This is a genomic window from Bradyrhizobium sp. CB82, assembly GCF_029714405.1.
Taxonomy (GTDB): Bacteria; Pseudomonadota; Alphaproteobacteria; order Rhizobiales; family Xanthobacteraceae; genus Bradyrhizobium.
The window spans coordinates 3,703,810-3,717,590 of record NZ_CP121650.1 but is presented as its reverse complement, the minus strand read 5'-3'; the positions used below and the strand labels follow the sequence as shown (position 1 = coordinate 3,717,590).

Below are 13,781 nucleotides of genomic sequence, written 5' to 3'. Positions count from 1 at the left end.
GCCAGCGGCGCCTAAGCGCGAGTTGCCGGCTGCTTGACAAAGCGGCGACGATGCGGCGAGCCCCCGACATCCGCGCTTACGTTCGTGCGGTCAAACCGGCCTTCCGGACGGCGATCGAAGCTCAGGACGACGAGGTTGAGCGTTGGGCGCAGTGGGCGCGGCGCCCCCCGAGGCCGATCGGATTGACCCGGTCAAGAGCGGCCGGTTTCTCCAGGCACGTGACGCCAAGGACAGCGAACAATAGTCGTGGGGTAAGATGTTGGGCTTCGCGCGCTTCCCTGACCGCATCGCTTATACCCAGCCCAGAGGGCGCGCTCGAAGCAGCAATTGAGGGCATGCGGAGGCGTGCCGCGACGCGCGGCTTTCTTACCCCAAAGCTTCAGAAAGCAGATCCGAAAGCTCTCCAGCTTTGCTGGCCGCACCGGCTAGCTTTTGTTCCGAGCCGCGAGTGCCCTTCCGGCGGCGAGTGCGTTCGCGACTTCCTCATAGCCCTCACGTCCACTGAGCTGCTGGTCAGCGGTGTCCAAGGCGAGAGCCGGCCGCAACTGTAGGATATACTTTCTGCCGTCTTATTGCGCTCGTCGTCACCAAACCGTGCACCGATTACTGCTCAGTGGCGACGTATACGTTGCTGCAAAAGTCGCTCGATCGCCCCTTCCAGTACCGTCGACGAGGATGGATGGACCCGAGTCACTCTCACCTGTCCTTTTCTTCAGGAACAGCGATGTCCCGTTCCCGAGCCTCCGCAGTACGCTCGTCGACCAACCACAGCGCCGCCTGTCGCTCGCTGGCCAAGGACCCGCTGCACCACGCTTGTGCCCACCCCCACAGTGCGGCCAATCTTGAGAATGCCCATCCCCTCAGCCTTCAGTTCGCGAATGCGGGCCTCAATGGCCGGCTTCACCGGACGCCGACCGAGTTTGACGCCGCGCTCCTTGGCTCGCGCGAGACCCGCGTTGACGCGCTCCCGGATCATGCCGCGCTCGAACTCGGCGAAGACGCCGCACATCTGGAACATCGCCCTGCCCGACGGCGTGCTGGTATCAAGCGCTTGCTGGTGCAGGTAGAGATCGCATCCAAGCGCCTGCAAGTCGGTTAGGAAAGCCACCAGATCCTGAAGACTGCGGCCAAGCCTATCGACCGACCAAGCAGCGATCATGTTGATCTTGCGCACGGTGGCGTCCTTGAGCAGTCGATCGAACCCCGGGCGCTTGTCGCGCCCTTTGGCGCCCGAGCTCGCGATATGGAAAGTTGCCCATCTGCTTGCCGACTTAATCAGAATAACCTCCTGCCTACCTAGGTCGCCACGACCACTTCAACTTCCTTCAGAATTCGGCATAGTAAACTGCTTCCACGCTAGTTCGGAGCTGATCAGCTCCTCGTGCAATACGGCTGACCTGCCGCCGTCGATCGCGACCTCGTAGGTCTCGCGGGCTTCCTCCTTAGGTGCAGCCACGGCAATGAGCTCCCGGCCATCGATCCGGGCTTTGAGTGAGCAGAGTACCGCGTCGACCGGAACCGGAAAGGTCATCGTCGGCTCGATGTCCTGGCTCTCCTGGTTACGGAACGTGCGCACGGACGTCACCGCTGCGATGCCACCCACCGCGGATTTCCACGGCGAACGCGGTCGAGATCAGCGGCACTGGCTGCTCGTCGCCTCGGACCAGCGCCCGCACACCCTCGCGGAAGGGCTGAAGAGAATCAACGATCTTCGGCTTCCGAGCGGGCATTGCGCCTTCCTTTCAATTTGCCTGATCTGGCCGACTTGACCGACTTACCGTGCTTCACCGTTTCGAGGATGCTGCGAACGCGCGCGAGCACCTCGTCGACATCGACATCTCCCCGAATCAGGGAAGCAGTTACCTTGAGCTTGAGACCCGGAGCCAGCTGGCGCACGACCTCATCGATTCCTTTGATTACCTCGTGCGCGGAGCGACCTTCGATGTGCGCGCGGATCTCCCGCTGGGACATTCCGGCGTCCCGCAAGTGCTGGTACACCCGGATCTGGGCCAGGTGCTCCTCTCCGTAATGCGCGTGCGCCTTCCCGCCCTCGTCAGTGCGCGGCGGATCCACGAAATTCTCGGAAATCAGGTAGCGGACATTTCGGATCGGCATTGCCGCCCGTTGCGCCAGCTCCTTGATGTCCACCTCGCCCTCCCTCTTGCATGCACCTCCCTTTGACAGTTACTGTCTACCACCTTTGACAGTTACTGTCAAGGACGGAGCTTTACGGTTGCGGGTTTGGCCGCCTCGGTGCTGCACGAACTTAACGGTCGCGAATGCGAGGAGCATCCGCTGAATGGCCGCACCGCTGCGTCCTTCGTTGAGATGGTCGGAAAGCTCCGCAATTCCGGATGGCCTGCGGACCCGGAGCTGGCGCGCCTTTGGTATCAAACGCATCTTGGACCTATCCATGCGGAAATTCGGCGCGCTCTGATTCACCTGAACAGAGTGCGAGCGGTCATCCCTCGCGCGAGCCCTTCTTGTCCGAACTACTTACGCTCGTAGGCGAGGTCCTGGCCGATATCGCACGGACATTAATGTTAGCCATTCGACGAATTCGCGCCGGCGTCAAAGGCGATGAAAAGGGCTGAATGGCGCATCAACCCAAGTAAGCTACTTTGTCGGGCGTCTGACCTGTCCTGGATCGCTTTTGGATGCGGCTTGCAGGTTCGGGCGCTCGTTCGCTGGCATGACGAGGCCCGAACCAACGCGCACCTGTGATGTCCGCGCAGGGTCGTCATCTTGATTTTTCCCCGATCCTTCATGAATGGTTACAAGCGGTCTAGCCAAACGCTGCACAATTTCGCGCCCTGAACCTACCCCCTTCCTTTCTCGTGCATTCGCAAGCTGACGCGCGATCTGCGGCGCCGCAACACTGGTGCCGTTCATGCGGACAACCGACCCGCTGCGTGTTCCTGCTGCGAGGATGCCTTGATAGACACTCGACTGGTCGCTGAGTGCCAAAGCATCTGGCCCCGTCCGTTCGAGGGTATCCGACTCCTCGCGGTCAATTGCTTCCGCGGCACCTCTGGCGGGTGATGTCGGGCCACCGGAGGAATACTTTACAGCTCGATTTTCGTTGTACAGATAACCACCAGCAACGATTGTGCGAAAACCAGTCGCAATGGCATTTATTGATCCATCACGCTTAATTGTGCTGTCATTATCTACTTCCACTTCTCTGCCAGAAATCTCGTCAAATCGCTGGTAGCGGTCGTCGATGAAATACGATTGCCTACCGTTCTGCGGATAGCCAAGTGGCCGATCATCCCATTGAATCGAAGCTTCCACGTCTCCAATCTCTTTGTCAGTCAGATTCTTGAGCCCAATCGTCCACGTGCCGAAGGGTGCAAGTTGTCGCGCAGAATCGTGCAAAGCCGTGGGCAGTAGGGCAATCATGTACCTCCCTCTGTTCGTGGGAGGGCCGATAAATTCGTAGTATACCTTGCAAAGAACAACATCGTCATTTGGAGCCCACTCGATCGCACGCTTACGTGCTCCAGCGACTAGAGGCAAACTTCTCTGCCCACCGGGGGGCTCTAGTGTGAGCGCCATCCAGCCGGCACGCGGGGGCTCAGGCAGAGCCGGCAACCAAATCTCCAGATAGCTGCATGTTCTGTCATCCGGTAACACACGGAACTGCAACTTTTTCTCGTGTCCGTTTTTGCCATCACTTGGAGGAAGCGAGATCTTAGCGTGCAGGCAGGACAGACGACTGTTCCCTGACGGTAGCACTACATCGGTTGGCGACTCCCGGCCGTTGATTCGAGCGTCGATTGCAAGCTCGATCGGGTGGGTGCCATCGCGGGGGCCAGCCAAAATACCGGAGCTAAAATTAATCACCACCGGCAACGCATCGAACTGGCGCTGTCGCGCGATATCCTGAGCTCTGCGCAGGATGTAGTCGACGCCATCAAGAACATAATATTCGAGGCCGAGGCCGGACGTGTCCGCAACCGTAACCGTCGGCAATTTCACGCAAACAATCGGCCGCTTTCCGTCGCGGGCCAGCGGCGAAGCCTCATCATACCCGCATGCCAAGTCCATCACATGCGTGCCATGCCCGATACGCCTTGCTGCAGCCTTATGCGCAGATTGGCCAAAATCGACAACGCCGGTTGCACTGTAGAACAGGTCTTCATCCACCTGTCCTGCGCTCATACACTCGCGAAGTGATTTGTCGATGTCGGCTTTTGTCAGCTCTAGGCCATAGGGAACTTCGCCTTTGAATCGACCATCTTGAATCCAGGCGTACTCCACTCGAGATTCGTCCGGGCCTCTCCGAAAACGCTGATTCGCAAATGCAATGCCTTCGTCAATAATCCCCATCACGACGGGGATTTCTTTGCCCTGTTCGGGTTTCCCGATACTATGTTGTGTCTCGGGAAGAGGCCGTTTTGCCTCGCCACGCTGGACTTTGTGGGTGGCGTGACGAGGCAATTTGTGCGCAATTGCGATCCGATGAATGTGTTGGGCAATTGAGGAATCGTCTTCAAGAAGCTTAAGAGCTTCATGAGGCATTACTAATGTAAATTGGCTGTATTCGAGATCAGAACGGACGCCGTTACCCTTAAGCTTGCCGGGGTCTCGAAGTTCGCTCAGAAAATCTCTTGCGGTCTTGCTAAGTTCGGTCTCGCTAAGTTTAGCATACAAGAGATTGAGAAAATCTCCTTCTCTATGGCCCGGCTGCAGACTGACGAGAACGGGGACAGAGATTGCTTCATCCTTTGGGTCTAGCAGCCACTTGGCAGCAACTCGTACCCAATCAATGTACGCGTCAACGAGCACCGGCAAGTCATCTTTCCATTGAAGTGCCTCTTTCGCTGCCATCATTCCCTCCCGGGGCGGACATGAATATTGTTAGGCTACTCGGACCACTCGCTCGTTGCTTTTTCCCAGAGCCATTCTAGTGGTTTCGAGGCTGCTGCGGAGAGAGGTCTCGCCTTAACCGTGGCATAGCGCCCGACGACAGCCTCCTTCAATCTAAGCCTTCGCGCCTCGACGTCATAGAAGTTCTGCCAATTGAAATCGGCAGAAATGCCGCCATCGCCGTGAAGCGGATACCTCGGTCCATTGAAATCACAAAAGTGGCACTCTTCTCGTTTTCCTCTGCAGAGACTCACCAGGTATTCGGCCAGTGTCAGGCCCAAGAGGGTGCCGGCGACGCTGTCGACCGGAAAGTGCACGCCGGCCACCGTGCGGTTGATTGCAATGCGGGCTGCCTGCCGCATAAGCTGATTCGCCCAAACGCTTTGCGATCTTTCCGGGTCGTTGGAGAGAACCGCCAACAGATGCGCGAACATAAAGGCCTCAGTCGCATGGCCGCTGGGCAACGTACCGTGCAGCGGACAAGCTATTATGGGCTGTATTTGAGGCGAGTATTCATGTGGCCGGCGGCAGGCCAGCGCATGCTTAATGCGCATCTCCACCGTGTAGGCGAACCGCAGAGCTGCGAGGATCAGCTCCATCGTCCATCGTGTTCGCTCCGGGTGCAAAAATGTGATGGATCCGAAGAAAGCCTGCGGAACACTCAATTGAGACACGATCTCTACTGCACGATCGGGGCGGAGATCAGCGTAGGATGCGACGAGGGCCAGTTGATCCAGAAAGATTTTCGGGTCGGGACGGCGGAAGCTTGCAAGGAGGCCGTCGCCGCTCACGATAGACATTGTACGACCCTCGCCCTCTCCATCCGCAAGAAATGAGATGCGCGAGATGAGTTCGAAATCAAAAATGCTCGCCCGCTCGCCGGCTCCCAGTCGTGCGAGGTTTACTTCGCGGTCATCCTCAAGTGTGAGTGGCCGAGGTACCCGCTCCGGGCGCGACCATGCCCCCACAATTCCATCGCGGTTGGTAATCAGCGCATCGATGTAAAGCGGGTTATAACCCGGACCACTGAACACAAATCCGCCGATGGCGCCGCCCGCGGCTCCGCTGGCGCCGCTCGCGCCACTCGCGCCGCTGGCGCCACTCGCGCCGCTGGCGCCACTTGCTCCGCTTGCGCCACTAAGTCCAACGGTGAAGCTGCTCATACTTGCCTCCTACGCTTGGGGTGGAGGATTGCACTGGATGCCATAGCGCACCGGCGCAATCCGCGGCCAAAGGAGTCATCCTGGAACACCAGCCTGCCGCAGTGCACTGGACCATTCCTGGCCAGTCCTGCATCCAGCGCTAGGGGTGCGCCTGAGATATCCTGTTATCGTCAACCCGGGCTCCAAGCTCATCAATTCGGCCACGGTTTGACGTGCGTCCAGGTCGTGTCCAAGTTGCCACTGTGCGATTGCCATCGCTCTCAGTGTCGAGGTGTGACGGCGATTGGCTTTGAGCGAGCGGCGGGCATATTTGAGCGCAAGCTCATATTTACGAGCGGCAAGATAAGCGGTCGCTGCCAGAGTGTCGTAGTAATATCGATGGGGATCGAGAGGTGACAATCTGATCGCCCTCTGTGTATCAGCGACGGCATGAGCTCCCTCATCCCTGAATGCATGCAGTGTTCCCTTGAGCAACCAGGCAAGCGAGTTATTTGAGTTCGCGCGCACCGCCAGCGCGTAGCGCTCGGCAGCAATGTCAAGCTCCCTGGTCATATGAGTGTGGACCAACCCACTAACTGCTAGAGCAAGAGAGCTGTCCGGATCTGTGTCGAGCGCACGCTTTGTGCAATCGAGGGCACAACTCCGGTCCTTAGTTGAATCCTCGGTCCATCCTTGCTGGATCCGCAAGACATACCATTGAGCCATCCAGGAATGGGGAACTGCATGACGCGGCGCGCGTTCAATAAGGGCCTGTAGCAGGTGCCGGGCTTCCGAAAAGTCGGCAGCCGACATTCGGTGCATCAACGTAATGGCGCTCATCAGGAGCGAGTAACTCTCCAAGGTTGGGAGGGGGCTGGAGCGCGCTCGCTGCAATTCGCAAAATTGAATTGCGTTCGCGACCTTGGAGACGATCTGGCTAATCAGCTCCTGTTGCCCATTCAGAATGCCTGGAATGCTGTGGGCCAGTTGGTCGGCCCATACGACACGTTGGGACCTGACCTCAGCCAATTCTAAGTTTAGCGTCACACGATGGTCGTCGGCACGATAAGATCCTGACAGCACAAAGTTCGCACCGAGGTGCTGACGGACGTCTTCCATGTTAAATTGACGCCATCGAAATGCCGTCGTCGAAAGGCGCGAGAGCACGGCAATGTCCGGGCATCGGGAAAACGCCCTGATGATTTCCTCGGCTAGCACCTCGCCAAGAAGTTCCTGGTCGATTGCTTGGGGGCGAGGTACGAAGGGAATAATCGCAATCGACGGCCGTAACTCACCCAGTAACGCTGTGCATTTGACTACAGGCCTGGGGCCGGCTGGGCCGATCCGGTAGGCCCGAAGGGGTTGCTGGATGTGCTTGACGTAACATTCGCCAAGGTCTTCGATTTCGGCATCCAGGGTTGGGGTTAACAGGTCCCGAGCCTGCGCCGAGATGACCACCTCGTTTGGGCCGGCGAGGGACGCCAATCGAGCTGCTAAGTTGACGTCTCGTCCATAGATATCGTGATGATCGACAATCACGTCGCCGACCTCTATGCCCATTCGCAGAAACATTTGTTCATCAGCAGGCAATCCGGAACTTGCCTGAGCACTTTCCTGCTGGATTGCAAACGCCGCTGAGGCCGCGAGCCGGACGTCGCCGAATTCGAGCAGCATCCCGTCGCCGAGACTCTTAACAAGACGGCCACCACGGGCAGGAAGCACCTGCGTTACCACCCGATCGACAAGCTTCAGCCAGCGACAGACGACACCTTCCTCGTCTTGCCCTATCAAACGTACCGACTCGACCATGTCCACGACTAAAATCGCCGCGGCTTCCCGTGTCATGACAGGGACGCCCTGGAGCGCTGCACAAATCTGAGATCTTGAACGCATGATCCTGCCTCCAGGTTGAAACACCGAGCGGCATGGTCCTCGTTGAGCTTGATCCTTACGTTCGATGGCTCACCGAAGCACTTCTATGGTTCATGACAATTTTCGTACCGTCGCCGAAGGCTGTCAACAAGAGCGTTCGCCATCCATTCCAGGACCGCGCGCCACATCGACTTCAATATGTCTGTCGAGACCGAAACCTAACGATGAATGCAGCCTTTATCGTAGACTGATGCACCGCGAACGCGTTGTCTTTCCTAAGCAGGACGGACATCCTTGCCCAAGTCTACCAAGTTTGATCTTAGACCCCGTTCGCCAGACCGAATGTGAATGGGATCACACTTCGTAAGGGGCCGAATTTTTTGATGGCAGGTATCGAGGTCCGCGGCGCTGCTGCCGGTGCCGGTCGCCCTCATCCGAAGCGCTGCAGCCCTGAGTCAAAGCGGAGCATCAATAGGCAATTTTGAATAGCCGTCGATCTCTAAACCGCCCGCGCTGCATGCTGCAGCGCTCGCGGCAGTTGGCCGAAAGCCGTCGCATCCTCTCGGGATCGCGGACCTGGCGGCTTCGACCGCGAGCCGCATGCGAGGCAGACAAGGCTGCCTCGACAATGCCCTGACGATGCCGCTGCTGTTAGCCGCTCCGGCACCGCCGGCCATCACATGCGACCTGCTGAGTGTCCCAACCGACGCTTGTCATGCGGCGAGAAACGCCGCCATCTACGCGCTAGTCTAGTCAGTAAGGCGATCAGCAAATGCATCCCGGGGCTCAGTTGGTTGTACTTCAAAATTGTCGGCCATGAGGAGCCGAGCCGTGATCGGGCAGCATTCACCGGCGCTGTTTTCGAGTTCTTGTCAAGATGTTAAGCTTCAGCTTCGCCTTGTTTTCGAGGCGCCTTGAACGATTAGAGGCGATGTCGTCTTGAGGCGCGCCTGCTCCGATTGTGGTCCACAGCTGGGCCGGGCCGTGCGCCTTCCTGCTTTCACCCGGGGAGGCGGCGCATGGAGTTCGTTCATGGGTATGGTCTACTTCGAGGACTTGAATGTTGGAGATAGTTGGACGTCGGCGGAGTACACCGTCGATCACGAGGAAATGCTGGCGTATGGTCGCACAAACGACCTGTGGCCATTTCACGTCGACCCAGAGTCAGCCACCAGATCGCCGTTTGGCGGATTGATCGCCAGTGGCGGCTGCACAATCACTCTGTACCGCATGTCCCATGAAATAGTGAACCAGCCGGATCGAGTGTGGGCCTTCTTGGGGGCTTTGATTGGCACGTCAAATTCGTCGAGCTTGTTCGTTCAGGTGACCGGCCGCACGAACGCATCACAAGCCGGAACGGGGCATCGTCAAGCACCTCATCGAAGTGATCAATGATCGATAACGCGTGGTGTTGTCTATTGAGAGCACCACGCTGATGGCCACTAGCTAGAGCGCGCCGAATTTTTTGAGAAGCCAGTTTAGAGCCCTCGCCGTCCCCCCGTCGACGTCACCGTTGCCTCTGCCGGTATTGGTCGAAATCGGCATGTCTCGCACTATTTCTTTAAGCCATTGAGGGGCCCGGGGCAGGTAGTCAGGCCAGTTCTTCAGCTGATACTGGTATATCCCAACAAGTTCCGCGGTCGCTCTCCCATACGTCCGCGTGCGTAGCTCGGGTCCGAGAAGCCGTCGAAGAGATTCACGGTTGTTGTCCGAAATGCCGGGCTCATGGAATAGAAGAAACAATAAGCCATTCTGCAGGTTGGCTACTTTGGGACCACTGTCGCCCATATGAACCGGCTTAATTTCCTTCATCTGTGGCCTCCCTCTGAATGAACTAAAAGCTATGATCAGCGAATATCGCAGGATAACAAAAGTAAAACTACCCAAGGTTGGGTGCGTCGACAAGCGGGCGCGAGTCGCCACGGTGGCTGAACTGCGGGTTAATACGTCGATCAGACGTCTGGTAGAGCGTATCGCCGTCGTTACCTTTCGACGCTCGAACTCGGCAAATACCCCGCACATCTGAAGTTCGGGGCAGCGACGCTGGATGTTGTTCGCTTGCCGCAGCCTGGTAACGGTCCCCCACCCTTTTCTGATGCGCCCACCGCAGCGATGGCCGACTCAACCGAGCATAGATCTAGCCAAGTGTGGGGCACTTCACATTACAGCTTGGTCGCTCGGTGTACCTTTCTAAGTTACTCGGGGCACGTGTGCAGATGCGAGACGCGCCTCCATGATGCCCCCTCATTAGAAATTGCGCCCTGCCTCGGCGAGGGCAGAGCCAATTATGCAAGCGTCGCCTGCTATGTGGGAGCGCATAACATGGACATCATTCGAGAAATCGTTGCGAAGAGCGAATGGATTATTGCGGTCTCGGCACTCTTTGTAGTCGCCTGGGCCCGCTTCAACTCTCCACCTACCAATCGCTCCGGTACTACGTTCGCACTATTCTTCTGGGGCGTGATATTTTACTACGCCTTGATGATACCGCTGTGGATCGTCGTGATGATTGGACTGGTGCAGGGTAGCATCGGGTTCGACTTCATTGTCAGCACGTTGATACACGTTAATCCCGAAGCGCAAGCGCAGCTCGCTCAATATGCTCCGATTGTAGCCGTGCTCATGATCGTTGTCGCTTCGCACTTCCGGGAGGTGGCACGGATCGATAGGGCCGCGCGGGCATTTTGCGTCAAATTGGCCGCTATTCCGCGAGAAGCCGACCGGCTCGCGATTGAACTCGCGCAAACCGCCGGTTTTGCCCCGCAGGGGCACGTTCGAAGTGAAATCATCAATATCATTTCGGAAAATATCAGTCCGCAGGCACTAAGTTTCAATAGGGATGGTACGCTTCCCGAACGGTTCACAAGGGCAGTCGGCCTATACAACCTGTTCATCGGGCCCAGACACAACGCTACAACACTTGAATTCGCCGGAAATGGATATGGTCGATCGGTCTACGCAAGGATCATGCAAATGGGCGATTCGGTGGCCACGCGTGCAGATGCCCGCTACGAAGAATTGATGCACACCGGTCTTGCCTTTTTCACTTCCGCGCTGCCTACCCCCGAATTGAAAGAAGCGCTGAACCGCAACATTGCGGAGGTCACGAACCTCACTTGCAGCCTCGTTTCTCGTTATGTCCTCTTTTGCGAAAGGACTCACAGCGGTCGGTTGCAGCGCCTTGCGAAGATGGGCTTCGCCTACCGTCCCGGCCCGACGTTTGGACTGGATCAATGGGCGACAACGATCTTCCTCGTCATTGCCTGGAGCATTGGCACGATGGTGTTTATGCCGGGGACGCTCCCGCTCGACGTAGGAAAAGTCCTAACGATTGCAATTACATTTGGGATTTCAATCGGTTTCGCAGTCTCAGGTGCGATCGTCGTGGCACAACGTTTCATTGGACGCAAAGAGGGCGACTCGCCAACATACCCGCCTATTGCCGAGTTGGTAGTCGCAGGTCTCATTGTTGTGGGACTATCGATTGCCCTCCGTATCGGTATTCCGCTCGTGTCCGCCTTGATGCAAGGCGAAGGATATCAGTACGTTCTTAAGCAGTTCATTGAACGGTTATATGGGGTCATTACGCCTTTCATCTGCACGGTCTCGCTTGGGCTTATTTGTTCCTATCTGGGATGCTCGCGTTGGAGCTGGTACCGCGTCGCCGCCCTCGGGGCTCTGGGGAACGGTGTTGCACTGACCTGCGCGGGGTGGCTGGTCGCGCATATGGTCGGCCAGCAAGTGCTGGCTCAGTTCTATGCACATCCGGAGGACGCGGTTCATCTAGTGGCGCTAAGCACGGGCTTAACCGGCCTCATCGTCGGTGGCATGGTTCTCGCGGTCTTCAACGAGTCGGAGCGCATACGCAAGGTTACCGCCGAGCGGGCGGGCAACGACCCGCACAAGGATTGTCCCTTGCATGATGCGCCCCCCATTGCTGACGATCTCGAACATCTAATGCCATCCAGATCCGACGCCGCCTACGATCTCGGCTGCTACGCTCGTGCAAGTGTAGAAGCATTTGAGGGGAATTATGTATGCTTTAGGCCGGCCTTCTCGAACCCCGAGATTATCAATGCTTACCTCATGGCCGTTCATTGGGACGAGACCGAGTCCTGCCTCATGTTCGAGGAACGAGAACGTGTCGATGCTGGGCACACGCAGAAGGGCCGAGTCTACATCCCCGACGGGCGGCCATTCGTGAACTTCGTTACACTCGAAAAGGGAGCGATACGTCTGATCATGGTGTCGCGCCCCGAAACGAGTGACGAGCCCGCGCGCGGTCTGATCACGACGCTCTCAAATCCCGGTGGTGCACAGTTTACGCCAGCGAGCGCTCCGATCGTTCTCCGACGCGTGGTCGATCAGACGCCTCAACTTGGTTTCATTCGGCCCGGTGCGCCCGACTACGAAGCCTACCGCCGAGAACTTGAGATGGTGGTGCCCGTCTTCGGCTTCTTTGCGCTGGCTCCGCGGGCAAATACGAGCACCGAACTCCGCCCCGTCGAATCGCCGCACGACTTTCAGCTATCGGTCGTAAGTTGATCGTCCTTTGCGGTCGGCCCTGCGACCATTGTTTCAACGATTGCCGCTCAGCGGAGTGACTACGAACCGCCAAAACCTCTCAGACGCTCGCGCTGCATGGCCCCCTCGGCTGAGCCTTGCCCCAGCAAGGGATCGCTCCCGCATGTGTGCCCAGACTTCCCTTGTGTGCCTATTCTCGGCATTGGCGGCCATGGGGCGCACGTGGCTTCGTGACTGCCCGAGCAGCCGTCCAGGCAGCCACCGTCGGTCTCCTCTTGTCCCTGCCAGCAGCGAGGCCCGCTTCCGCTGGCACGATTTTTCTGGGGATTGCGTTGGGCCGCCTAGGTCCGGCGCCGGGCGACGTGCGACTCTGATCCCGCTCGGAGCCGCAACATGTCTGACATTGAGCGTACCCTGGCCGGATTGCAGATGGTTATCCGCGAATGCGAACGGCGGACATTGCCGCGGTCGACAACCCGCGTTGACGACATCGTCAGGGCCTGCTTGCCTTTTAAAAGCATGGCGGCGTCGCGGTGCATTTCGCCCTCACCTGCGATGCGTCGTCATCCCGCTTTAAGGACCCGCTGCACGACACTGGTGCCGACGCCGACCGTGCGCCCAATCTTAAGAATGCCCATGCCTTCGGCCTTAAGCTCGCGAATTCGGACCTCAATCGCCGACTTCACCGGACGGCGGCCGAGTTTCGTCCCCTTCGCCCTTGCCCTGGCGAGCCCAGCGTTGACCCGCTCACGGATCATGCCGCGTTCGAATTCGGCGAAGACGCCACACATCTGAAACATGGCCCGTCCCGAAGGCGTGCTTGTGTCTAGCGCCTGCTGGTGCAGATATAGATTACAGCCGAGCGCCCGCAGATCTGTCAGGAAACCAACCAAGTGTTGCAGGCTGCGGCCAAGCCGATCTACTGACCAGGCTGCGATCATGTTGATCTTGCGCGCGGTAGCGTCCTTCAGGAGACGATCGAACCCCGGCCGCTCATCTCGGCCCTTGGCGCCCGAGATTCCGGCATCCTCGTAGATCCCAACAATTTCCCATCCAGAACGCGCCGCGACAGCTTCCAATTCGCGACGCTGATTCTCGGTCGTCTGCCCGTTGGTACTGACTCTGAGATAAATGCCGACGCGCTTCATGATCGAGCCCTCTGCCGAGGCCCTAGATATAATCCTATTCATACCGAAATCAAGTGTTTTCCGTATGGCAGCTCGCCGCGTTGGCGGGTCCTGAAAAACCAGGATCTTTCAAGCGATGGTCGGGAGAGGTTTTCAGTATAGGCCAGATTCAGTACAGATGGCGCTCGTCCGTCGCGAAGATCATGCGCCCTTTCGTCCTCGAGCTGCTAAGAGGATCGAATGA

10 protein-coding genes are annotated in these 13,781 nt (G+C 57.9%); 2 read left to right on the top strand and 8 right to left on the bottom strand.

The window, feature by feature from the left end; genetic code table 11:
* Nucleotides 1-712 precede the first annotated feature (712 nt).
* The 6 genes from QA640_RS17845 to QA640_RS17820 all read right to left on the bottom strand — a co-directional run bounded on the left by QA640_RS17845 (nt 713) and on the right by QA640_RS17820 (nt 7,859).
* Nucleotides 713-1,192 (bottom strand): recombinase family protein, encoded by a 480-nt coding sequence (locus QA640_RS17845; protein WP_283042817.1) that lies wholly within the window; start codon nt 1,190-1,192, stop codon nt 713-715.
* A 123-nt stretch (nt 1,193-1,315) separates the two neighbouring features.
* Nucleotides 1,316-1,603 (bottom strand): VIT domain-containing protein, encoded by a 288-nt coding sequence (locus tag QA640_RS17840; protein WP_283041888.1) that lies wholly within the window; start codon nt 1,601-1,603, stop codon nt 1,316-1,318.
* A 98-nt stretch (nt 1,604-1,701) separates the two neighbouring features.
* Nucleotides 1,702-2,148, bottom strand: a complete 447-nt coding sequence (locus tag QA640_RS17835) for a MerR family transcriptional regulator (protein WP_283041887.1) — start codon at nt 2,146-2,148, stop codon at nt 1,702-1,704.
* A 468-nt stretch (nt 2,149-2,616) separates the two neighbouring features.
* The gene (locus QA640_RS17830) at nt 2,617-4,833 is read right to left on the bottom strand and encodes a hypothetical protein (RefSeq protein WP_283041886.1); all 2,217 of its coding nucleotides are present in this window, start codon (nt 4,831-4,833) and stop codon (nt 2,617-2,619) included.
* A gap of 35 nt (nt 4,834-4,868) precedes the next feature.
* Nucleotides 4,869-6,035 (bottom strand): phosphatase PAP2 family protein, encoded by a 1,167-nt coding sequence (locus tag QA640_RS17825; protein ID WP_283041885.1) that lies wholly within the window; start codon nt 6,033-6,035, stop codon nt 4,869-4,871.
* Nucleotides 6,036-6,110: 75 nt separating this feature from the next.
* Nucleotides 6,111-7,859 (bottom strand): adenylate/guanylate cyclase domain-containing protein, encoded by a 1,749-nt coding sequence (locus tag QA640_RS17820; RefSeq protein ID WP_283041884.1) that lies wholly within the window; start codon nt 7,857-7,859, stop codon nt 6,111-6,113.
* A 1,059-nt stretch (nt 7,860-8,918) separates the two neighbouring features.
* Here QA640_RS17820 and QA640_RS17815 point away from each other — a divergent pair.
* A complete protein-coding gene (locus QA640_RS17815) occupies nt 8,919-9,281 on the top strand; it encodes a MaoC/PaaZ C-terminal domain-containing protein (protein ID WP_283041883.1) in 363 nt (120 codons plus the stop codon).
* A 51-nt stretch (nt 9,282-9,332) separates the two neighbouring features.
* Here the strand turns inward: QA640_RS17815 and QA640_RS17810 are convergent, their stop codons facing one another.
* Nucleotides 9,333-9,698 (bottom strand): hypothetical protein, encoded by a 366-nt coding sequence (locus tag QA640_RS17810; protein ID WP_283041882.1) that lies wholly within the window; start codon nt 9,696-9,698, stop codon nt 9,333-9,335.
* Between the two features lie 510 nt (nt 9,699-10,208).
* On the opposite strand from QA640_RS17810, the gene QA640_RS17805 reads away from it, so the two are divergent.
* Nucleotides 10,209-12,431: a hypothetical protein gene (locus tag QA640_RS17805; RefSeq protein ID WP_283041881.1), complete on the top strand. Its 2,223-nt coding sequence runs from the start codon at nt 10,209-10,211 to the stop codon at nt 12,429-12,431.
* Between the two features lie 542 nt (nt 12,432-12,973).
* On the opposite strand, the gene QA640_RS17800 is transcribed toward QA640_RS17805, so the two are convergent.
* Nucleotides 12,974-13,558 (bottom strand): recombinase family protein, encoded by a 585-nt coding sequence (locus tag QA640_RS17800; RefSeq protein WP_283041880.1) that lies wholly within the window; start codon nt 13,556-13,558, stop codon nt 12,974-12,976.
* Nucleotides 13,559-13,781 lie beyond the last annotated feature (223 nt).

Bases quoted from the DNA above. Each gene is read 5' to 3' on its own strand.
- QA640_RS17830 (WP_283041886.1), bottom strand. From the start codon at position 4,833: ATGGCAGCGAAAGAGGCACTTCAATGGAAAGATGACTTGCCGGTGCTC.
- QA640_RS17825 (WP_283041885.1), bottom strand. From the start codon at position 6,035: ATGAGCAGCTTCACCGTTGGACTTAGTGGCGCAAGCGGAGCAAGTGGC.
- QA640_RS17820 (WP_283041884.1), bottom strand. From the start codon at position 7,859: ATGACACGGGAAGCCGCGGCGATTTTAGTCGTGGACATGGTCGAGTCG.
- QA640_RS17815 (WP_283041883.1), top strand. From the start codon at position 8,919: ATGGGTATGGTCTACTTCGAGGACTTGAATGTTGGAGATAGTTGGACG.
- QA640_RS17810 (WP_283041882.1), bottom strand. From the start codon at position 9,698: ATGAAGGAAATTAAGCCGGTTCATATGGGCGACAGTGGTCCCAAAGTA.
- QA640_RS17805 (WP_283041881.1), top strand. From the start codon at position 10,209: ATGGACATCATTCGAGAAATCGTTGCGAAGAGCGAATGGATTATTGCG.
- QA640_RS17800 (WP_283041880.1), bottom strand. From the start codon at position 13,558: ATGAAGCGCGTCGGCATTTATCTCAGAGTCAGTACCAACGGGCAGACG.